The organism is Hydrogenophaga sp. GW101-3F08 (assembly GCF_059424585.1).
Genome location: NZ_JBWKZP010000007.1, coordinates 17,978 through 39,435 on the forward strand (window position 1 = coordinate 17,978; position 21,458 = coordinate 39,435).

The following is a 21,458-nucleotide window of genomic DNA, read 5'->3' on the forward strand; positions in this document are numbered from 1 at the left end:
GGGTGGGGGAATGACCGACTTTATGAAATTTCAAACATATTAAATCCCCCCTCCGGTGCTACGCTGAATCCATGACGAACAGCCCCCACGAATCGCGCGCCACGCTGGCCACGCCGGTGATCCCCATCCGCCCCGTCGGGGCGCCCGGCCGTGCCCGGCCGCGCTTCACGCCGAAGGGCCGGCAGGTCCAACCAGCGGCCAGCGCGCGCGTGGCCGCGCTGTGCGAGGGGCTGGCGCTGCGCGCCGATCTGCTGATCGAGCACCTGCACCGCCTGCAGGACGCCGAGGGCGCGCTGCGCCACGGCCACCTGGCGGCGCTGGCCGAGCGGCTGCGCCTGAGCCAGGTGGAGGTGTTCGAGGTCGCGAGCTTCTACCACCACTTCGAGATCGTGGCCGACGACGCGCCCGTGCCGGCCACCGTGGTGCGGGTCTGCACCAGCCTGTCGTGCTCGCTGGCGGGCAGTGCCTCGCTGCTGAGCGATCTGCAGACGCGGCTGGCCGGTGACGCCTCAGTGCGGGTGCAGGCGGCGCCGTGCATCGGCCAGTGCCACCAGGCGCCCGCCGCCTGCGTGGGCCAGCGCCAGTTGCCGCGCGCCAGCGTGGACGCGGTGCAGACCCTGCTGGCGCGGGGCGAGAGCGGGCCGCGCGAGCTGCCGGCGCCCACCGCGTCGGCCCTGCCGCAGCTGCAGCGCCTGTTGTCGGGCGCGCTCACGCCCGAGCAGGTGCTGGCCGAGCTCAAGACCTCGAACCTGCGCGGCCTGGGCGGCGCGGGTTTTCCGGCCTGGCGCAAATGGGAAACTGTGCGCGCGCAGCCCGGGCCGCGCCACATGGTGGTGAACATCGACGAGGGCGAGGTCGGCACCTTCAAGGACGGCCACCTGCTCACCAGCCCGCAGGGCGGCGCGCCCCAAGTGCTCGAAGGCATGCTGATCGCTGCGCAGGTGGTGGGCGCCGAGCGCATCTGGCTCTACCTGCGCGACGAATACCACGACGCGCGCGGCCTGCTGGCGCGCGAGCTTGGCACCCTGCACACCCGGCTGCAGGGCCTGGCCGGGCAATACCCCGGCTACACGCCGCCGCAGATCGAGCTGCGGCGCGGCGCGGGTGCCTACATCTGCGGCGAAGAGTCGGCGCTGATCGAATCGCTGGAGGGCAAACGCGGCATGCCGCGCCTGCGCCCGCCCATCGTGGCCACGCACGGCGTGTTCGGCCGGCCCACGCTCGCGCACAACCTGGAGACGCTCTGGTGGCTGCCCGAGATCCTGGCCCGGGGCGGGGCCTGGCTGGCCGCGCAGGGCCGGCGCGGGCGCAGCGGCTTGCGCCGCTTCTCGGTGTCGGGCCGCGTGCGCCAGCCCGGCGTCTATCTCGCGCCCGCCGGCATCACGCTGCGCGAACTGATCGATGAACACGCCGGCGGCATGGCCGAGGGCCATACGCTCTACGCCTACCTGCCCGGCGGCGCGTCGGGCGGCATCCTGCCCGCGGCGCTGGCCGACGTGCCGCTGGACTTCGACACCCTGGCCGACCACGGCGCCTTCATCGGCTCCATGGCGGTGGTGGTGCTGGGCCAGCACGACAGCGCGCGCGACGCCGCGCTCAACCTCATGCAATTCTTCGAACACGAGTCCTGCGGCCAGTGCACGCCCTGCCGCGCCGGCACCACCCAGGCGGTGGCGCTGATGCGGGCGCCGGTGTGGGACGCGCCGCTGCTCGGCGAGCTCTCGCAGGTGATGCGCGACGCGTCCATCTGCGGCCTCGGGCAGGCGGCGCCCAATCCGATGGACTCGGTGCTGCGGTTTTTCGCGCACGAGGTGAATGGCGCCCGGCGCGACGGGGTGAACGCATGAACGCCCGCGATCTGCCCCAGGGCATGGCGCCCGTCGCCTTCACGCTCAATGGCCGGCCGGTGGAGGCCGCGCCGGGCGAGAGCATTCTGAAAGTGGCGCAGCGCGTGGGCATCGCGATCCCGCACCTGTGCCACAAGGACGGCCTGCGCAGCCCCGGCAACTGCCGCGCCTGCGTGGTCGAGGTGGCGGGCGAGCGCGTGCTCGCGCCCTCGTGCTGCCGCGCGCCGCAGCCCGGCATGGCGGTCAACACCGACAGCCCGCGCGCCGCAGCGGCGCAGAAAACGGTGCTGGAACTGCTGCTGGCCGATGCGCCCGACACCACGGCGCTCAAGCACGACAGCGAGCTGGCGCACTGGGCCGGCGTGGCCGGCGCGCGGCCGGGGCGCTTCCCGGCCCGGTCCCAGCCCTTTGTCGGGCACAACGGCCCCGCCGCCGGGCCGCCCCAAGGCGGGGTAGCCCCCTCGGGGGGCAGCGACCCGCTTCCAGCGGCGGAGCGTGGGGGCAGGGACACCTCTCACCCGGCCATGACGGTGAACCTCGACGCCTGCATCCAGTGCACGCGCTGCATCCGCGCCTGCCGCGAGACGCAGGGCAATGACGTGCTGGGGTTGGCTTTCCGGGGCGGCCACGCGCAGATCGTGTTCGACCAGAACGACCCCATGGGTGCGAGCACCTGCGTGGCCTGCGGTGAATGTGTGCAGGCCTGTCCCACGGGGGCCATCGCCCCCGCCAACGGCGCCTACGCCAAAGCCTCGCAGCAGCGGGTGGATTCGGTCTGCCCCTTCTGCGGCGTCGGCTGCCAGATGACCTACCACGTGAGCAACGGCAAGATCGAACACGTGGAGGGCAAGGCGGGCCCGGCCAACGAAGGACGGCTCTGCGTGAAAGGGCGCTTCGGCTTTGACTACGCGCACAGCCCCGAGCGCCTCACGCGCCCGCTGATCCGCCGCGCCGACGCGCCCAAGGACCCGGCCAGCGTGATGCAGCGCGACTGGCGCGAACTGTTCCGCGAAGCCACCTGGGACGAGGCGCTGGACGCCGCCGCCACCGGCCTGCGCCGGGCCATGGCCAGCACTCCCGCACGTGGCCGTCTGGGGCCGGTGGCGGGTTTCGGTTCGGCCAAGGGCACGAACGAAGAGGCCTACCTGTTCCAGAAGCTGATCCGCAGCGCGTTTGGCACGCACAACGTGGACCACTGCACCCGCCTGTGCCACGCCTCCAGCGTGGCCGCGCTGATGGAAGGCCTGGGCTCGGCGGTGGTCACCAACCCGCTGCGCGACGTGGTGCACGCCGACCTGGTGCTCATCATCGGCGCCAACCCGGCGCAGAACCACCCGGTGGGCGCGACCTGGATCAAGAACGCGATCAGGCAACGCGGCATGAAGCTGGTGCTGATCGACCCGCGCCGCACCGAGCTGGCGCGCCAGGCCTGGAAACACCTGGGCTTCAAGGCGGGCACCGACGTGGCCCTGCTCAACGCGCTGCTGCACACCATCATCTTCGAGGGGCTGGCCAACACCGCCTATATTGAGCAGCACACGCTGGACTTCGCGCTGCTCAAGGCCCATGTGGCCGACTTCAGCCCCGAAGCCATGGCCCCGGTCTGCGGCATCGATGCGGCCACGCTGCGCGAGGTGGCGCGCGCCTACGCCACGGCCCAGAGCGCCATGATCCTCTGGGGCATGGGCATCAGCCAGCACACCCACGGCACCGACAACGCGCGCTGCCTGATCGCGCTCTCGCTCATCACCGGCCAGATCGGCCGCCCGGGCACCGGCCTGCACCCCCTGCGCGGGCAGAACAACGTGCAGGGCGCGAGCGACGCCGGCCTGATCCCCATGGTGCTGCCCGACTACCACCGCGTCTCCGAACCCGCCGCGCGCGAGAAAGCCGAGCGGCTCTGGGGCGTGCCCGCCGGCACGCTGGGCAGCGAGCCCGGCCTGACCGTGGTGGAAATCGTCAACGCGGCTTATGACGGCCAGATCCGCGCCATGCTGATCCAGGGCGAAAACCCCGCCATGAGCGACCCCGACGCCCACCACGCCCGCGAGGCCCTGGCGCGGCTGGACCACCTGGTGGTGCAGGACATCTTCCTGACCGAGACCGCCAGCCTGGCCGACGTGGTGCTGCCCGCCACCGCCTGGCCCGAGAAGACCGGCAGCGTGACCAACACCGACCGCTGCGTGCAGCTCGGCCGCAAGGCCGTGCCAGCGCCCGGCGAGGCACGGGCCGACGCCTGGATCACCGAGCAGCTCGCGCGCCGCCTCGGCCTGGGCTGGGCCTACGACGTCGCGCCCGACGGCACGGCCAGCGTGGACGCGGACCACGGCATCGGCGCCGTGTTCGAGGAAATGCGCGCGCTCATGCCCAGCATCGCCGGGCTGTCGTGGGCGCGGTTGCAGCGCGAAGGAGCCGTCACCTACCCGGTGGACAACGAGAGCGACCCCGGTCACCCGGTGGTGTTCACCGACCATTTCCCCACGCCCACCGGCCGCGCCACCCTGGTGCCATCCGCGCTCACGCCGCCGGCCGAGACGCCCGACGCCGATTACCCGCTGGTGCTCATCACCGGGCGCCAGCTCGAACACTGGCACACCGGCAGCATGACGCGGCGCAGCCAGGTGCTGGACGCGGTGGAGCCCGGCCCGGTGGTCAGCCTGCACCCCGAGACCGCGGCGCGGCTCGGCCTGGTGGCGGGCGAGGCGGCGCAGGTGCGTTCGCGGCGCGGCAGTGTGGCGCTGGCGGTGCGGTTCGACGCCGGCATGCCGCGCGACACCGCTTTCATCCCGTTCGCCTACGCCGAAGCCGCGGCCAACCTGCTGACCAACCCCGCGCTCGATCCGGTGGGCAAGATCGCCGAACTCAAGTACTGCGCGGTGGACGTACAGCCGATGAAGACAAACTGATACGGCATGAACGCGGCGTCCATCTTGACGCGTCTCAAGCGCAGCGCCGTGCCAGACCGCTAAGATGGGTTTCGCGGACGTTGCGGCAAACCCGTGGCGTTCTTTCTGCAACAACTTCCCCCATCAGGAGGCATGCCATGTTCAAGAAAATCCTCGTTCCCACCGACGGTTCCCAGCAGGCGGCCCACGCCTCGACCATCGCCGCGCGGCTCGCCAAGAGCCAGGGCGCCCAGGTCGTGGGTGTGTATGTGCTCGACCCGTTTCCCTACATCGGCATTGGCGACGCGTCCGCGGTCGGCCTGCAGGCCTACCTGACCGAGGCCAAGTCGGCCGCCGGCCAGGCGCTGGACGCGCTGGGCAAGGTCTGCGCCGACGAAGGCGTGCCTTTCGTGGGCGACACCATCGAGCGCAACGTGGTGTACGAAGGCATCCTGGAAACCGCCGAGGCGGAAGGCTGCGACCTCGTGGTGATGGGCTCGCACGGCCGCCAGGGCATCAAGGCGCTGATCCTGGGCAGCGTGGCGCAGAAGGTGCTCACGCACGCCAAGGTGCCGGTGCTGATCGCCAAGTCCTGAGAACGTCCTGGCGACCTGAGGGCGTCACCGTCTGAACTTGCCGGTGGCGTCCACGATGGACAGGTCGGCGAAGTCCAGCCCGGTGTGGTTGGTGGGGCTGTAGCTGACCGACAGACCCCCCAGGTTGAAGTTGCGGATGCCTTCGAGCGCGTCGCGCAGTGCCACCGGCGTCGGGTTGGGGCCCGCGCGCCGCAGGCCTTCCACCAGCACCTTGGCCGCGGCAAAGCCTTCCATCATGGCGGGCGACACCCCGTCCAGCCCCTTGGCCTTGGCCAGGTCCAGCGCTTCCTTGATCAAGGGAAACGCCACCGAGCGCTCGTTGGGAAACACCTGGGTCACGATCACGCCGCGCGCGTGTTCGCCCAGCAGCTTGATGAAACCTTCCGAGGCGTTGTTGGAGAGCGTGACGATCTGCGCGCGCGAACCCGCAGCGCGGATCGCTTTCACCGCGTTGGCCGTGTTGCCGGCCGAGCCGATGATCATGACCGCCTGGGCGTTGCTCTGGTGCACCTTGGGGGCCAGCTCGGCGAAGTCGGGTTTGTCGCGGGGAAACTTGTCCTGCAGCACCGGTTGGATGCCCGCTTTGGCGAAACCGGCGAGTGCGCCCTTGGCCGAATCGGCGCCGAAGGAGTCGTCGGTTTCCAGCACGGCGATGCGTGCGATGCCGATGCTGGCCAGGTGCTCGATGGCCTTGGCCGCCTCGCGCTGGTAGGTGGCGCGCACGTTGAACAACCAGGGGTGGACCGGATCGTGCAGCGCCATGGCGCCGGTGCTCGGGCCCACCAGCGGCACCTTGAGCTCGCTCAGCAGCGGCAGCAGGGCCTGTGCGTGGGGTGTGCCGCGGTTCAGGAACAGGGCCAGCACGTTTTGCCGGGTGACCAGCTCGCGCGCGGCCTCCACCGTGACTTTCGGGTCGAACTTGTCGTCCACCGAAATCAGCTCGATCTTCTGTCCGTTGACACCACCGCGCGCGTTCACCGCGTCCAGGTACAGCTTGGCGCCCTCGGTGTTCTCTTTCACGCCAGCGGCCACCGAGCCGGTGAAGCCCGAAGGCTGGCCGATGCGCAACTGGGCCCAGGCGGGTGCGCTCAGGGCGAGCAGGGCGGCGAGGCCCCAGAGGGTCAGCGCGCGGCGCGTGCCCGAGGTGGTCGTTTGCATGGGTTTGTCTCCGGTTGTATCTGTCGCATGGGGGAGTCTGGTGAGTTCGCCCGGGTGCCGCATTGTGGATATTACCTACGCGACCGTGACCCCCGTCACCCCTCCGTAGAATGTTTGCCTCCCCCACTGGAGCCCCCCCGCATGTCCGACGCCTTCCTGCCCGCCGAACTCTTGTCGGCCGATACGCCTGTTTCTCCAGCCGTCGCCGGGGAGGCGGGCCGCACGGCCGAGGGCGGCACCGGGCTGATCCGCATCCGCGGCGCGCGCCAGCACAACCTGAAGAACATCGACCTCGACATCCGCACCGGTGAACTCACGGTGGTCACCGGGCCCAGCGGCTCGGGCAAGTCCAGCCTGGTGTTCGACACCCTGTTCGCCGAGGGCCAGCGCCGCTACGTCGAGACCTTCAGCGCCTACGCGCGCCAGTTCCTCGACCGCATGGACAAGCCGGCGGTGGACCGGGTGGAAGGTGTGCCACCCGCGATCGCGATCGACCAGACCAACCCGGTGCGGTCCTCGCGTTCGACCGTGGGCACGATGACCGAGCTGAACGACCACCTGAAGCTCCTGTTCGCACGCGGCGCCGAGCTGTTCGACCGCGAGACCGCGCTGCCGGTGCGGCACGACTCGCCGGAGTCGATCTACGCCGAGCTGCAGAAGCGAGCGGCGGGATTCACCGCCGGGCCGCCCCAAGGTGAATCAGCCCCCTTGGGGAGTGTGGGGGCACACGGTTTTGATCCCCGTCTGGTGGTGACCTTTCCCGTGGAGCTGCCCGCCAGCACCACGCCCGAAGAAATCGAACAATGGCTCTCGGCCAGCGGCTACACGCGCGTGCAGGCCGAGCGCGTGGTGCAGCGCGCCACGCCCGTGCCCGATGCCAAGGCCGCCAAGACCACGAAGGCCAAAGTGTCCCGGACCGCCCCGGCCAGCGCGTCGGTGAAGGTGCTCGACGTGGTGGCCGACCGCTTCCGCATCGGCACCACCGAGCAGGCCCGCGTGATGGAAGCCATCGAAGCCGGCCTCAAGCGTGGCAGCGGCAAGCTGATGGTTTATGTGTTGCCCGAAGACGGTGCTGAACAGATCTGGCGGTTCTCGACGGGTTTGCACTGCCCCGAGAGCGATATCCGCTACACCGACCCCACGCCGTCCATGTTCTCGTTCAACTCGGCCGTGGGCGCCTGCGAGGCCTGCCGGGGCTTTGGCCGGGTGATCGGGGTGGACTACGGCCTGGTCATTCCCAACGACAAGCTCACGCTGCGCAACGGCGCGATCAAGGTGTTCCAGACGCCGGCCTGGAAGGAGTGCCAGGACGACCTGATGCGCCACGCCGAGACCGCCGGCATCCCGCGCGACACGCCCTGGAGCAAGCTTACGCCCGAGCAGCGGCAGTGGGTGATCGGCGGCACGCCCACCTACAAGGAGGGTCAGTGGAGCAAGCAGTGGTACGGCGTGGCGCGCTTCTTCGAATACCTGGAGAGCAAGGCCTACAAGATGCACATCCGGGTGCTGCTGTCCAAGTACCGCAGCTACACCGAATGCCCGAGCTGCAGCGGTGCCCGCCTGAAGACCGACAGCCTGCTCTGGCGCATCGGCACGAAACAGCAGGCCGACGCGGTGCTGCCGCCCGAGAAGCGCTATTTGCCGCAGGGCGTGAAGTGGTCGCGCGCGCAGCTCGAAGCCTTGCCCGGCCTGTGCCTGCACGATTTGATGCTGCTGCCGCTGGACAAGTTGAGGGTGTTCTTTGCATCGCTTTCTCCCTCCCCCGCTGGGGGAGGGCAGGGGTGGGGGCCTGTTGGCCTGCAGGCCCCCATCCCCGCCTTCCCCCAGGGGGGGAAGGAGTCGCACACCGGCCAGGCGCAGGCCCTCAAGCTCCTGCTCGACGAAATCAACACCCGCCTGCGCTACCTTTGCGAGGTCGGCATCGGCTACCTCACGCTGGACCGCCAGAGCCGCACCCTCAGCGGTGGCGAGGTGCAGCGCATCAACCTCACCACGGCGCTCGGCACCTCGCTGGTCAACACGCTGTTCGTGCTCGACGAACCCAGCATCGGCCTGCACCCGCGCGACATGGCGCGCATCAACAAGGCCATGCTGCGCCTGCGCGACGCGGGCAACACCCTGGTGGTGGTGGAGCACGACCCGGCGGTGATGCTCGCGGCCGACCGGCTGATCGACATGGGCCCGGGCCCAGGCGAGCGCGGCGGGCAGATCGTGTTCGACGGCACGCCCGAAGCCATCCGCGATGCCGACACGCTCACCGGCGCCTACCTGGGCGCGCGCAAGCAGGTCGGCATGGGCTTCAAGCGCATGGTGACCGACAACACGCCGCGCCTCATCCTGGAAGGCGCGCGCGAACACAACCTGAAAAACGTCACCGTGGACTTCCCGCTGCAGCGCCTGGTGGTGGTCACCGGCGTTTCGGGTTCGGGCAAGTCCAGCCTGATCCAGGACGTGCTCGCGCCCGCGCTGCTGCGCCATTTCGGCAAGACCACCGACACCCCCGGCGCGCACGACCGCCTGCTCGGCGCGGACTTCCTGTCCGAGGTGGTGTTCGTCGACCAGTCGCCCATCGGCAAGACCGCGCGCTCCAACCCGGTGAGCTACGTCGGGGCCTGGGACGCCATCCGCGCCCTGTTCGCCGACGCGCCGCTGTCGCGCCAGCGCAGCTACACCGCGAGCAAGTTCAGCTTCAACGGCGGCGACGGCCGTTGCCCCACCTGCGGCGGCTCGGGTTTCGAGCACGTCGAAATGCAGTTCCTGAGCGACGTGTACCTGCGCTGCCCGGACTGCGACGGCAAGCGCTACCGGCCCGAGATTCTGGAGGTGCGCATCGAACGGGGCGGCCGCACGTTCAACGTGGCCGACGTGCTCGACCTCACCGTGAGCGAGGCCGCGGCGCTGTTCGCGGGCGACCGCGAAGTCATCCGCGCCCTGCAACCCATCGTGGACGTGGGCCTGGAGTACGTGAAGCTGGGCCAGCCGGTGCCCACGCTCTCGGGTGGCGAGGCGCAGCGCCTGAAGCTCGCGGGCTTCCTGGCCGAAGCCGCCAAGACGGCGAGCGCCAGCCGCCAGCCGATTTCGCGCAAGGGCACGCTGTTCCTGTTCGACGAACCCACCACCGGCCTGCATTTCGACGACATCGCCAAGCTCATGCGCTCCCTGCGCAAGCTGCTGGAGGCCGGGCACTCGCTGGTGATCATCGAGCACAACCTGGACGTGATCCGCGCCGCCGACTGGCTGATCGACCTCGGCCCCGAAGGCGGGGAGGGCGGTGGCATGGTGGTGGCCGAAGGCACGCCCGAGGATGTGCGCAAGCACCCCACGAGCCACACCGCGCTGTCGCTGCGCGAGTACGCGTTGTCCATGGGCGAGGTGCACGAAGCGCACGAGGGCCGGGTGGCGGATTACCTGGCGCCCGCCCGCGTGCCGGGTGCGGCGAAGACCGCGCACGTGGCCGCGCCGCAGCCCAACACCATCCGCATCGTCAACGCCAAGGAACACAACCTCAAGAACCTGAGCGTGGACATCCCGCGCGGGCGGTTCAACGTGATCTCGGGCGTGAGCGGCTCGGGCAAGTCCACGCTGGCCTTCGACATCCTGTTCAACGAAGGCCAGCGGCGTTACCTCGAATCGCTCAACGCCTACGCGCGCAGCATCGTGCAGCCCGCGGGCCGGCCCGAAGTGGACGCGGTCTACGGCATCCCGCCCACGGTGGCCATCGAGCAGCGGCTCTCGCGTGGTGGACGCAAATCGACGGTGGGCACGACCACCGAGGTCTGGCACTTCCTGCGCCTGCTCTACGTGAAGCTGGGCACGCAGCACTGCGTGCACGACGGCGCGGCCGTGATGCCGCAAAGCCCCGAGAGCATCGCCGCCGCCATCCTCACGCGCTACGCGGGCCGGCACATCGGCCTGCTCGCGCCGCTGGTGGTCAACCGCAAGGGCGTCTACACCGAGCTGGCCGACTGGGCGCGCCCGCGCGGCCACACGCACCTGCGCGTGGACGGCGAGTTCCTGCCCACGTCGGGCTTCCCGCGCATCGACCGCTTCAAGGAACACACCATCGAACTGCCGGTGGCCGACGGCGTGGTCAGCCCCGACGAAGAGACCTGGTGGCGCCGCCAGCTCGCGAAGGCGCTGGAGATCGGCAAAGGCCAGGTGCATGTGCTGCACCCGCTCGACGGCCTGAGCCAGGCGCTGGCCGAGGGCACGTCCACCGTGGGCCTGGGTCGGCTGGAGGTGTTTTCCACCACCCGCGCCTGCCCGGTCTGCGCCACCAGCTACCCCGAGCTCGACCCGCGCCTGTTTTCGTACAACAGCAAACACGGCTGGTGCCCGGACTGCGTGGGCACGGGTCTCGCGCTGTCGCGCGAACAGCGCAAGGCGCTCGACGACTCGGTGCGCGACGACGGGGAGCGCGGGCGCGAGCAGAGCTTTGCCGAACCCGATGTGGAAGACCTGGCGGACCGGCCTTGCCCGAGCTGCGAAGGCACCCGCCTGAACGCCCAGGCCCGCGCGGTGAAATTTGGCGGTGTGGGCATCACCGACGTGGCGCGGTTGTCGGTGAACGAAGTCCGGAAATGGGTCCGGACCCTGATGGGCGATGGCGGCGTGGCCGACGATCCGACGCCGGGCCGTCCCAAGCCGGATCAGCCCCCTCGGGGGGCAGCGACCCGCGTCAGCGGCGGCGCGTGGGGGCTATTGACGCAGCGCGAAGCCGACATCGCACGCGACCTGCTGCCCGAAATCGAAAGCCGCCTGGCCTTCCTGGAAGAAGTGGGCCTGAACTACCTCACGCTCGACCGCGGCGCGCCCACGCTGTCCGGCGGCGAAGCGCAGCGCATCCGGCTGGCCGCACAGCTCGGCAGCAACCTGCAGGGCGTGTGCTACGTGCTGGACGAGCCCACCATCGGTCTGCACGCGCGCGACAACGCCATCCTGCTCAACGCCCTGCACAAGCTCGGCGACCAGGGCAACACCCTGGTGGTGGTGGAGCACGACGAAGACACCATCCGCCGCGCCGACCACATCATCGACATCGGCCCCAGCGCCGGCAAACGCGGTGGCCGCGTGGTGGCGCAGGGCACGGTGGCCGACCTCTCGGCGAACGAAGAATCCGTCACCGGGCGCTACCTGCTGCACGCGATGAAACACCCGCTGCAGCCGCGGCGCACAGTGACCCCGAATGGCTCCTTCCTCCTTTGGGGGAAGGCAGGGATGGGGGCTGGCGTGCCGGACACTTCTTCTCTGGCGGGCCCCCACCCCAACCCTCCCCCAGCGGGGGAGGGGGCCATACCCTGGCTCGAAGTCCGTGGCGCCCGCCTGCACAACCTGCAGAACCTCAACGTCGCCGTCCCGCTGCAGCGCCTGGTCGTCGTCACCGGCGTCAGCGGTTCGGGCAAGTCCACCTTCGCGCGCGACGTGCTGCTCACCAACGCGGCGGCCGCCGTGTCCCAGCGCAGCACCTTCGCCGGCCGCACGGCCTGGGACGCGGGCGAGCGCCCCACCTGGACCGGCTGCGACAAGCTGCTGGGCTCCGAGGTGGTGGACCGCGTGCTCGAAGTGGACCAGACCCCCATCGGCAAAACGCCGCGCTCCTGCCCGGCCACCTACATCGGCTTCTGGGACACGGTGCGCAAACTCTTCGCCGACACGCTCGAAGCCAAGGCGCGCGGCTACGGCCCGGGCCGCTTCAGCTTCAACACCGGCGAAGGCCGCTGCCCGGGCTGCGAAGGCCAGGGCATGCGCACCATCGAGATGAGCTTCCTGCCCGACGTGAAAGTGCCCTGCGAGGTCTGTCACGGCGCGCGCTTCAACCCCGAAACCCTGGCCGTCAGCTGGAAGGGCAAGAGCATCGGCGACGTGCTGCAGATGGAGGTGGACGAGGCGGTCGGGTTCTTCGCCAGCATGCCCAACATCGCCCACCCGCTGCAGTTGCTCAAAGACGTGGGCCTGGGCTATCTCACACTGGGCCAGCCCAGCCCGACGTTGAGCGGCGGCGAGGCGCAGCGCATCAAGCTCGTGACCGAACTCAGCAAGGTGCGCGACGACGTCACACGCCGCGGCCAGAAGGCACCGCACACGCTCTACGTGCTCGACGAACCGACGGTCGGCCTGCACATGGCCGACGTGGAAAAACTCATCCGCGTGCTGCACCGCCTGGTGGACGGCGGCCACAGCGTGATCGTGATCGAGCACGACCTGGACGTGATGGCCGAGGCCGACTGGATCATCGACCTGGGCCCCGAAGGCGGTGGGGGCGGCGGCCGTGTGGTGGCCGAGGCCCCGCCCGACGAGGTGGTGCGGCTGGACACGCACACCGGGCGCGTGCTCGGGCCGGTGCTGGCGCGGGTGTAGTCCCCTCGCGCCGCTGAGTGCCTTTCTCCAGGGGCGACGACTGTGGCCCGGCAGGCCGGTGGCAGCGGCGACAATGCCGCTCACCATGCTGATCTGGCCGCTCCCCGCACTGCTGACCTGGGCGCTCGCCTGGGGTGTTTTCCTGGGGCTGCGCGTGGCCGGGCTGGGCGCGGTGGCGGCCTTTGTGCTGGCGTTGCTGGTCTCGGGCCTGCCGGCCTGGACCGGGCGCACCCCCTGGCGCCGGGTGTTCATGCTGGCCGGGTTCCCGCTCTCGCTGCTGGCCAGCGGTGCGGCGGCCGGTCTGCCGGCCTGGGTCTGGCTGCTGCCGCTGGCGCTGCTGCTCGCGCTCTACCCGCTCAACACCTGGCGCGATGCGCCGCTGTTCCCCACCCCGGCCACGGCGCTGCGGGGCCTGGCGGACAAGGCGCCCTTGCCGGACGGCGCGCGGGTGGTGGACGCCGGGTGCGGGCTCGGCGCGGGCCTGAAGGCGCTGCACGGTGAATACCCCCAGGCCCGCATCCACGGCCTCGAATGGAGCTGGCCGCTCACCGCGTTGTGCGCCTTGCGCTGCCGTTTTGCCCAGGTGCGCCGGGCCGATATCTGGGCCGCCGACTGGTCGGGCTACGACCTGGTCTATCTGTTTCAGCGGCCCGAGAGCATGCCGCGTGCGATGGACAAGGCGGCGGGCGAACTGCGGCCCGGGAGCTGGCTGGTGAGCCTGGAGTTCGAGGCCGGCGGCTGGGCACCGCAGGGCCGGCTGCAGAACGTGGACGGCAAACCGGTGTGGCTCTACCAGGCGCCGTTTCGCCGGCGCTGAGACCACCCGTTCGACACAACCGAGCCGGCCGGTTCAGGTCCAGGCCATCCAGGCCAGCGCCAGTGCCAGCGCCACAAAACCCCAGAGCAGCAGGCGCGAGCGCACGCGCAACGCCTCCACGGCCGTGACCAGGCGCGCGTTCTGTTCGGCCAGTTCGGCCACGGTCTGGGTCAGCTGTTCCTGCGCCTGGGCCTGTTGGTGGATCTGCTGCTGCGCCGCGATCAGGCGGTTTGTCAGCTCTCCCAGGCTCGGTGTTTCGCCCGCCGGCATCTCGATGACGTCGGCGGTGGGCGTCGCCGGGGTCTGCGCGCGCTGGCGCTCCAGCAGCTTGCGCGCGGCGCTGAGCACCTTGGGCGCGTGTTCGATCACATCGCCCCAGGGAATGACTTTGAGCGCAACCAGCCAGGGAATGGCCATGGGGAGTCCTTTCGGTGCGGGTACGGGTGGGGCGTTGGAGCTTACCCGGCGCGCCGGGTTCGCCAGAAGTTGCGCCGCGTCAAGCTTTGGGGTGATTGGTCGGCGTAACATGATCGTTTGCGCATATCTTCATAAACGGAGACGTCATGGACTGGACAAGCTGGATCGAGCGGGTGGGGGAACCGGGCGTGCTGGCCCTGTGCGGCCTGTTGGCCGGGCTGGGCTTCGGCTTTTTTGCCCAGCGCTCGCGTTTCTGCCTGCGCGCGGCGGTGATCGAGTTCTGGCACGGCCGCTTCGGCGACAAGCTCACCGTGTGGCTGCTGGCGTTCGCAACCGCCGTGGTGGCCGCGCAGCTGCTGGTGCTGTCCGGGCTGCTGGACGTGAGCACGGCGCGCCAGCTCTCGGCGCGCGGCAGCCTCTCGGGCGCGCTGCTGGGCGGCCTGATCTTCGGCGTGGGCATGGTCATGACGCGCGGCTGCGCGAGCCGGCTGCTGGTGTTGTCGGCCAACGGCAACCTGCGCGCGCTGCTCTCGGGGCTGATCTTCGCGGTCACGGCACAGGCCTCGCTCAACGGCGTGCTCGCGCCCTGGCGCGAAACCGTGTCGACCTGGTGGGTGGTGGAGGGTGGCCCCTCGCGCAGCCTGCTCGCGCTGGTCGGGGCCGGGCCCTGGGACGGCCTGGCGTTCGGCATGGTCTGGCTGGTGACCGCGCTGTTTTTCGCCTACCGCAGTGGCTGGGGCTTCTGGAAGTGGGCCGGCGGCATCGGCACTGGGCTGATGGTGGCGCTGGCCTGGGCCGGCACCTACCAGGTGATGGCGCATTCCTTCGAGCCGGTGCAGATCCAGGGCCTGACCTTCAGCGGTCCCTCGGCCGAGTGGCTGATGCGGGTGCTCAGTGCGCCCGGCGAACCCTGGACTTTTGGCCTGGGCCTGATGCCGGGGGTGTTCCTCGGCTCGCTGGTCGGCGCCCTGGTGGGGGGCGACTGGAAGCTCGAAGGCTTCGGCGGCGGCTACACCATGCCGCGCTACATCGTCGGCGCCATCCTGATGGGCTTCGGCTCCATGCTGGCGGGGGGCTGCGCCGTGGGCGCGGGCATGACGGGCGGCGCGATCTTCGCGCTCACGGCCTGGGTCACGCTGGCGGGCATGTGGATCGGTGGCGGTGTGGCCGACCGCGTGTTCGACGGCGCGAACAAACCCGCGCCCGCACCAGCGCCGTCGGACGATCCGGCTCCGCGGGCGGCGAACGCTCCGACCGCTGCGCCTTGAACGGTCCCCCCCTGCGCCGCCTTCGGCGTCACCCCCCCCCCGGGGGGCGCCAGCTGCGGCCTGGCGGAGCCAGTTCCGCGCTGGCCTGGGTTGGCGTTGCTTCGGGCGGTGCTCTGAGGCTTTGAGGGGGCTTTCGTTGCACGGCGGCCATCAGCTGCGGCCTGGCGGAGCCAGTTCCGCGCTGGCCTGGTCTGGTGTTGCTTCAGGCGCTTCTCAGAGGCCTTGAAGAGCGGCTTTCCCTGCGCAACAGCCACCAGCCCGGCCCGGCCACGGCCAGTAGCAGCGCGGGGAAGCCGAGCACCGGCGCCCAATCCAGCATGGCCGCGCCCAGGGCCGGGGCGAGCACGCCGCCCAGGGTGTACGACAGCACCAGCACGGCGGTGCTGTTGACCAGGGTGATGCCCTCTTCACGCGAGCCGATGTCGATCATGGCCAGCGTGTAGAGGCTGCCACCCGCGCCGCCCCAGAAGAAGGCCACCGCCGCCGCCAGCCAGGGCGTGCCGGCCACGAAGGGAATGAGCGCCGTGGCCGCCAGCGTGACCAGCGCGCAGGCGTGCATGATCGCCAGCCGCGCGCGGTGGGCGCCGCCCCAGCGCGGGAGGCCGCCCAGCCGGTCGGCCAGCAGGCCGGCGGGCAGCATCATGAGTGCGCTGCCCAGGCCGCTGGCCGAGACCAGCAAGGCCGCCGCCGCGACGCCCAGACCCAGGCTCAGGCCGTACAGCGGCAGGATGGAGGTGAGCCCGCTTTCGAAGAAACCACCGACGAAGCCCACCGTCATGATCAGCGGGTGCGCGCGCAGCGCATGCCACACGCCGTGCAGGCCCACGCGCGCGCTGTGGGCGTCGACCGCGCGCGGCAGCGGAGGGATCGCCAGGCTCCACAGCAGGCCGATGAACAGGCTGGCCAGCACCAGCCACAGCGCCGCCGGGTTCTGCGGCCCCAGCACGGCGAGCAGGGCAGGGCCGATCACGAAGGTGGTGCCCACCATGGTCTCGAACAGGCCCACCATGCGGCCGCGCTTCAGGGGCGGCGCGAACTCGGCCACCACCGCCTCGGCCAGCACCCAGCGCAGGCCCGAGGCCGCGCCGGCGATGAAGTCCAGCACGAACCACGCGGGCAGCCAGTCGGTGAGCAGAAAGCCGGTGGTGGAGATCACCGGGATCAGCGCCGACAGCCACAGCGTGGGCCGGCGCCCGAGCCGCTGGGTGATGGCCGAGGCGAACGGCGTGATGAGAAACACGCCCACCCAGCCGCTGGCCGCGAACAGCCCGGCCAGTGTGGTGGACACGCCGTCGCCCTTGAGCCGCAACAGCAGCAGCGGCAGCAGCATGAAATAGCCCACCAGCTCGAAGAAGGTGGCGCCGAAGATGGCCACCAGGCCGAGCCGGGCATGGACCGGGGGGGCTGCGGGCAGGGGCGAGCCGCCGTGGCCGGGCGGCAGCGGGTGCTCGATCATGCGAGCGCTTTCGCGGTGAGCACAGCGTGTGCCAGCTCGGCGAAGCCCGCGCCGCGTTCGCCTGGCGTCACGTAGCGCGGGCGGTGCGTCAGCTGGTCCCAGAAGCGCGCCACGTTGGCCACGCCCACGCTGTGCGCAAAGTGGCCGAACATGCGCGCGTCGTTGGTGGAGTCACCCACGTAGACCCAGCGGTCGAGCTCGGCGTCGAGCTCACGTGCCAGGTGGCTGCGCACGATCCATCGCGCGCCGGCGAGCTTGTCGTGTCCGCCGATCCAGCCGTTGATGTGGATGGAGCTGACCGTGGCGTTCAGGCCACCGGCCCGCATGAGGCGCACCACCTCGTGGATCGACACGTCGTCCAGGTGGGCGAACTCGCTGTGGTCGATGGCGATGTCGGTCTCGCGCCCCGGGCTGTCCTGCGACAAGCGGGTGTGTGGCAGTGTGGTCAGGATGTTTTGCGCCACCGCCTGCAGTTGCGCGAAGTTCGCGCGGCGGGTGGCCTCGTCCTGCAGCCAGGCCTTGCACAGCGCGCCATCGGCGCCGCGCCACAGCGCCACGGCACCGTTCTCCGCCACGATGGCGTTCACCGGCCAGGCCAGGGCAAAGGCCTCGCTCCAGCCCGCCGGGCGCCCGGTGATGGCGAACACCGGCAGGCCGGCGGCGCGCAGCGCGTGCAGGGCGGCCAGAGCGTCGGGCGTGATCACGCCCTCGGTGGTGAGCGTGTCGTCGATGTCGGTGAGCACGCCGTGGATGCGCGCGCGCTCGGCCAGCGGCCAGTCGGATAGCGGGGGATGGGTCATAAAGGCCCGCCAGTTTCGCAGATAGCCAAAACGGTTGCCTGCGTTAGAATCGTTGCCATCCGAGGAGCGTTGCAGCGCACCCCTGACCACCGGTCAGCGCGGGGCGTGAGGCTCGGAAATCCATGCAACGACGCTCATCCACTTCCGTGCGATGGGCTTTTTTATTCCCGTTTCGCGCGTGGGGTGGTTCATTCAACCTTCTCAGGAGCGAACCATGAACGCACGCATTCCCGCCGCCGTCGCCACCGACTGCGCCATCACCGACATCGGCCTGGCCGACTGGGGCCGCAAGGAAATCCGCATCGCCGAGACCGAAATGCCCGGTCTGATGGCCATCCGCGAAGAATTCGCTCCCAAGCAATCGCTCAAGGGCGCGCGCATCACCGGCTCGCTGCACATGACCATCCAGACGGCCGTGCTGATCGAGACCCTGCAGGCCCTGGGCGCCGAAGTGCGCTGGGCCTCGTGCAACATCTTCTCCACGCAGGACCACGCCGCCGCCGCCATCGCCGCCGCCGGCACGCCGGTGTTCGCCGTCAAGGGCGAGACCCTGACCGACTACTGGGACTACACCCACCGCATCTTCGACTTCGGCCCCAAGGGCAGCGAAGGCGAAGGCCCCAACATGATCCTGGACGACGGCGGCGACGCCACGCTGCTGATGCACCTGGGCAAGCAGGCCGAGCGCGACCAGAGCGTGCTGGCCCACCCGGGCAGCGAAGAAGAGCGCATCCTGTTCGCCGCCATCAAGGCCAAGCTGGCCGAGGACAGCACCTGGTACAGCCGCAAGAGCGCCCAGATCATCGGCGTGACCGAAGAGACCACCACCGGCGTGCACCGCCTGAAGGAAATGTCGGCCAAGGGCACGCTGCTGTTCCGCGCCATCAACGTGAACGACTCGGTGACCAAGAGCAAGTTCGACAACCTCTACGGCTGCCGCGAGAGCCTGGTGGACGGCATCAAGCGCGCCACCGATGTGATGATCGCCGGCAAGGTGGCTTGTGTGGCCGGCTACGGCGACGTGGGCAAGGGCTCGGCCCAGGCCCTGCGCGCCCTCTCTGCCCAGGTGTGGGTGACCGAGATCGACCCCATCAACGCCCTGCAGGCCGCGATGGAAGGCTACAAGGTCGTGACCATGGAGTACGCCGCCGACAAGGCCGACATCTTCGTGACCACCACCGGCAACCGCGACGTGATCACCTTCGAGCACATGGCCGCCATGAAGGACCAGGCCATCGTCTGCAACATCGGCCACTTCGACAACGAGATCCAGGTCGCCAAGCTGGAAGCCCACTGCCAGTGGGAAGAGATCAAGCCCCAGGTGGACCACGTGATCTTCCCGGACGGCAAGAAGATCATCCTGCTGGCCAAGGGCCGGCTGGTGAACCTGGGCTGCGGCACCGGCCACCCCAGCTTCGTGATGTCGTCGAGCTTCGCCAACCAGACCATCGCCCAGATCGAGCTGTTCACCCACCCCGAAGGCTACGACGTGGGCAAGGTCTACGTGCTGCCCAAGCACCTGGACGAGAAGGTCGCGCGCCTGCACCTGAAGAAGGTGGGCGCGATGCTGAGCGAGCTGAGCGACGAGCAGGCCGCCTACATCGGCGTGCCCAAGCAAGGCCCGTACAAGCCCGACACGTATAGGTATTGATCCCCCCCGCGCCGCCTTCGGCGTCACCCCCCAGGGGGCGACGCTGGCGGCCCGGCGAAGCCGGTTCCGCGGCGCCCTGGGGCTCTCGCGGCCTTCGGACCGCTCGTTTCGCTCCGGCGAGCTTGCTCTATTCGTTGCTCTGTGCCACCCATGCGTGCTGATCAGTTGATTGTTGAGCGAGGCCTCGCCGCTTCGCGCTCGCAGGCCCAGCGGCTGATCGCCGCTGGCGTGCGCTGGCGCCTGGCCGGTGGCGACTGGAAGGCCGTCACCAAAAACGGCGACGAACTGCGTGAGACGGTGGAGCTGGAGCTGCTGGACACGGCGGAGTCGCGTTTCGTGTCGCGTGGCGGCCTGAAGCTGGAAGGCGCGCTCCTGCACGGCGGCATCGATGTGACAGGGCTGCGTTGTCTGGACGTGGGCCAGAGCAGCGGTGGCTTCACCGACTGCCTGCTGCAGCGCGGCGCCACGCAGGTGGTGGGCGTCGACGTCGGGCAGGGTCAGCTGCACCCCAAGTTGCGCGGCGATGCGCGCGTGGTTTGCATCGAAAAATGCAACGCCCGCGAACTCACGGCGGAGCAACTGGCGCAAGCCGGTGGCGAGGCCGCCGCGGCACCGTTCGACCTGGTCGTGGGCGACCTGTCGTTCATCTCGCAGACCCTGGTGTGGCCGGCGATCGTGCCGCTGTTGAAAGACGGTGGCGACTTGCTGATGCTGGTCAAGCCGCAGTTCGAGCTGCAGCCCGAACACATCGGCAAGGGCGGCCTGGTGAAGAGCACCACGAGCTACGCACGGGTGCGCGAGCGAATCGAACAGGCCTGCCTGGACAACGGGCTGGCGATGCAGGACTATTTTGAGAGCGCCATCACCGGCGGTGACGGCAACCGCGAATTTTTTGTCTGGGCGCGGCGCACGGTCTGAGGCCGGCGCCCCGTGCCACCCCACTGAGGCAACACCATGGCTCTGCCACTGAGTTTCGAGTTTTTTCCGCCCAAGACGCCCGACGGCGCCGAGAAGCTGCGCGCCGTGCGCCAGCGGCTCTACGCGCTCAAGCCCGAGTTCTGCTCGGTCACCTTTGGCGCCGGCGGCTCCACGCAGGACGGCACGCTGCAGGCCGTGACCGAGATCATGGCCGAGGGCTGCTCGGCGGCGCCGCACCTGAGCTGCATCGGCCAGTCGCGCGAGTCCATCCGCGAGCGGCTCGCGGCCTATGCGGGTGCCGGCATTCACCGCCTGGTGGCCCTGCGCGGCGATCTGCCCAGCGGCTACGGCCTGGGCGGCGAGTTCCGCTACGCCAGCGATCTGGTGGCCTTCGTGCGCGCCGAAACCGGCGACCAGTTCCACATCGAGGTGGCGGCCTACCCGGAAACCCACCCGCAGGCCAAGTCGCCGCAGGCCGACCTGGACGCGTTCGTGGCCAAGGTCCGGGCCGGCGCGAACTCGGGCATCACCCAGTACTTCTTCAACAGCGACGCCTACTTCCGCTACATGGACGACCTGCGCCAGCAGGGCGTGGACGTGCCGGTGGTGCCGGGCATCATGCCCATCACCAGCTCCACCCAGCTGATGCGCTTCTCCGACGCCTGCGGCGCCGAGATTCCGCGCTGGATCCGCATGCGCCTGCAGGCCTATGGCGACGACACCGCGTCCATCAAGGCCTTCGGGCTGGACGTGGTGAGCGACCTGTGCGATCGCCTGCACCGCGCCGGCGTGCCCGGGCTGCACTTCTACACCATGAACCAGAGCGCCGCGACGGTGGAGATCGTGCAGCGCCTGCGGTTGTCATGAACTCGCGGGCCGCGCTGCTGCTGACCCTGGCCACGGCGCTGTGGCTGGGTGGTTGTTCCACCACGCGCGAGCCGTCGCTGCCCGACCTGGGGTTGCCCGGTGGGCCATGGGACGGGCCGGGCGGCGGCGAGATCGAGCGCGGCATGGCCTCCTGGTATGGCCAGCAGTTCCAGGGCCGGCGCACCGCCAGCGGCGAGCCGTTCGACATGCATGCGCTGACGGCCGCCCACAAGACCCTGCCGTTCGGCACACGGGTGCGGGTGCGCCACCTGGGCAGCGGCCAGGAGGTGGTGGTGCGCATCAACGACCGCGGTCCCTTCGCCAAGGGCCGTGTCATCGACCTCAGCCGCGCCGCCGCAGCGGCCATCGGGCTGGTCCAGTCCGGCACGGCCCAGGTGGTGTTGCTCAGGCCTTGAAGACG

14 protein-coding genes and 1 riboswitch are annotated in these 21,458 nt (G+C 70.1%); of the genes, 10 read left to right on the forward strand and 4 right to left on the reverse strand.

Translation table 11 applies throughout. From position 1 onward, the window contains the following. Positions 1-71 precede the first annotated feature (71 nt). The 3 genes from AC07YZ_RS17355 (at position 72) to AC07YZ_RS17365 (ending at position 5,328) form a co-directional block, all read left to right on the forward strand. On the forward strand, positions 72-1,847 hold the full coding sequence (locus tag AC07YZ_RS17355; protein WP_494795639.1) for an NAD(P)H-dependent oxidoreductase subunit E: 1,776 nt from the start codon (positions 72-74) through the stop codon (positions 1,845-1,847). After that, complete coding sequence (gene fdhF, locus AC07YZ_RS17360) at positions 1,844-4,753, forward strand: formate dehydrogenase subunit alpha (protein ID WP_494795640.1); 2,910 nt, start codon at positions 1,844-1,846, stop codon at positions 4,751-4,753. The genes AC07YZ_RS17355 and fdhF overlap by 4 nt, the downstream gene beginning before the upstream one ends. A gap of 137 nt (positions 4,754-4,890) precedes the next feature. Next, on the forward strand, positions 4,891-5,328 hold the full coding sequence (locus tag AC07YZ_RS17365; RefSeq protein WP_226490083.1) for a universal stress protein: 438 nt from the start codon (positions 4,891-4,893) through the stop codon (positions 5,326-5,328). Between the two features lie 24 nt (positions 5,329-5,352). Here the strand turns inward: AC07YZ_RS17365 and AC07YZ_RS17370 are convergent, their stop codons facing one another. Further along, a complete protein-coding gene (locus AC07YZ_RS17370; protein ID WP_494795641.1) occupies positions 5,353-6,486 on the reverse strand; it encodes an ABC transporter substrate-binding protein in 1,134 nt (377 codons plus the stop codon). Positions 6,487-7,023: 537 nt separating this feature from the next. Here AC07YZ_RS17370 and AC07YZ_RS17375 point away from each other — a divergent pair. Both AC07YZ_RS17375 and AC07YZ_RS17380 read left to right on the forward strand, forming a co-directional pair. Beyond that, positions 7,024-12,843, forward strand: a complete 5,820-nt coding sequence (locus AC07YZ_RS17375; RefSeq protein ID WP_494795835.1) for an excinuclease ABC subunit UvrA — start codon at positions 7,024-7,026, stop codon at positions 12,841-12,843. Positions 12,844-12,928: 85 nt separating this feature from the next. Then, a complete protein-coding gene (locus AC07YZ_RS17380; protein ID WP_494795642.1) occupies positions 12,929-13,660 on the forward strand; it encodes a class I SAM-dependent methyltransferase in 732 nt (243 codons plus the stop codon). 33 nt (positions 13,661-13,693) lie between these two features. On the opposite strand, the gene AC07YZ_RS17385 is transcribed toward AC07YZ_RS17380, so the two are convergent. Next, entirely contained in the window at positions 13,694-14,077 is a 384-nt protein-coding gene (locus AC07YZ_RS17385; RefSeq protein WP_494795643.1) for a hypothetical protein, read from the reverse strand. A 146-nt stretch (positions 14,078-14,223) separates the two neighbouring features. Between AC07YZ_RS17385 and AC07YZ_RS17390 the strand changes: the two genes are divergently transcribed. Next, positions 14,224-15,345 carry a YeeE/YedE family protein gene (locus AC07YZ_RS17390; RefSeq protein ID WP_494795644.1) on the forward strand — a complete coding sequence of 374 codons (1,122 nt, stop codon included), beginning with the start codon at positions 14,224-14,226 and terminating at the stop codon, positions 15,343-15,345. A 202-nt stretch (positions 15,346-15,547) separates the two neighbouring features. Here AC07YZ_RS17390 and AC07YZ_RS17395 read toward each other — a convergent pair whose 3' ends face one another. Together AC07YZ_RS17395 and AC07YZ_RS17400 are read right to left on the reverse strand one after the other, a co-directional pair. Next, positions 15,548-16,801, reverse strand: a complete 1,254-nt coding sequence (locus AC07YZ_RS17395; RefSeq protein ID WP_494795645.1) for an MFS transporter — start codon at positions 16,799-16,801, stop codon at positions 15,548-15,550. Then, entirely contained in the window at positions 16,798-17,601 is an 804-nt protein-coding gene (locus AC07YZ_RS17400) for an HAD-IIB family hydrolase (RefSeq protein ID WP_494795646.1), read from the reverse strand. The genes AC07YZ_RS17395 and AC07YZ_RS17400 overlap by 4 nt, the downstream gene beginning before the upstream one ends. A 55-nt stretch (positions 17,602-17,656) precedes the next feature. After that, positions 17,657-17,744: riboswitch (S-adenosyl-L-homocysteine riboswitch) on the forward strand. A gap of 71 nt (positions 17,745-17,815) precedes the next feature. Between AC07YZ_RS17400 and ahcY the strand changes: the two genes are divergently transcribed. The 4 genes from ahcY to AC07YZ_RS17420 all read left to right on the forward strand — a co-directional run bounded on the left by ahcY (position 17,816) and on the right by AC07YZ_RS17420 (position 21,453). Next, on the forward strand, positions 17,816-19,252 hold the full coding sequence (gene ahcY / locus AC07YZ_RS17405; RefSeq protein WP_494795647.1) for an adenosylhomocysteinase: 1,437 nt from the start codon (positions 17,816-17,818) through the stop codon (positions 19,250-19,252). A 150-nt stretch (positions 19,253-19,402) separates the two neighbouring features. Next, positions 19,403-20,170, forward strand: coding sequence for a TlyA family RNA methyltransferase (locus AC07YZ_RS17410; protein ID WP_494795648.1), 768 nt, complete (start codon positions 19,403-19,405; stop codon positions 20,168-20,170). A 36-nt stretch (positions 20,171-20,206) separates the two neighbouring features. Beyond that, positions 20,207-21,037 carry a methylenetetrahydrofolate reductase [NAD(P)H] gene (gene metF, locus AC07YZ_RS17415; protein WP_226490073.1) on the forward strand — a complete coding sequence of 277 codons (831 nt, stop codon included), beginning with the start codon at positions 20,207-20,209 and terminating at the stop codon, positions 21,035-21,037. Then, positions 21,034-21,453 carry a septal ring lytic transglycosylase RlpA family protein gene (locus AC07YZ_RS17420; RefSeq protein WP_413465683.1) on the forward strand — a complete coding sequence of 140 codons (420 nt, stop codon included), beginning with the start codon at positions 21,034-21,036 and terminating at the stop codon, positions 21,451-21,453. Before metF ends, AC07YZ_RS17420 begins: the two co-directional genes overlap by 4 nt. The last annotated feature ends 5 nt before the right edge of the window (positions 21,454-21,458 follow it).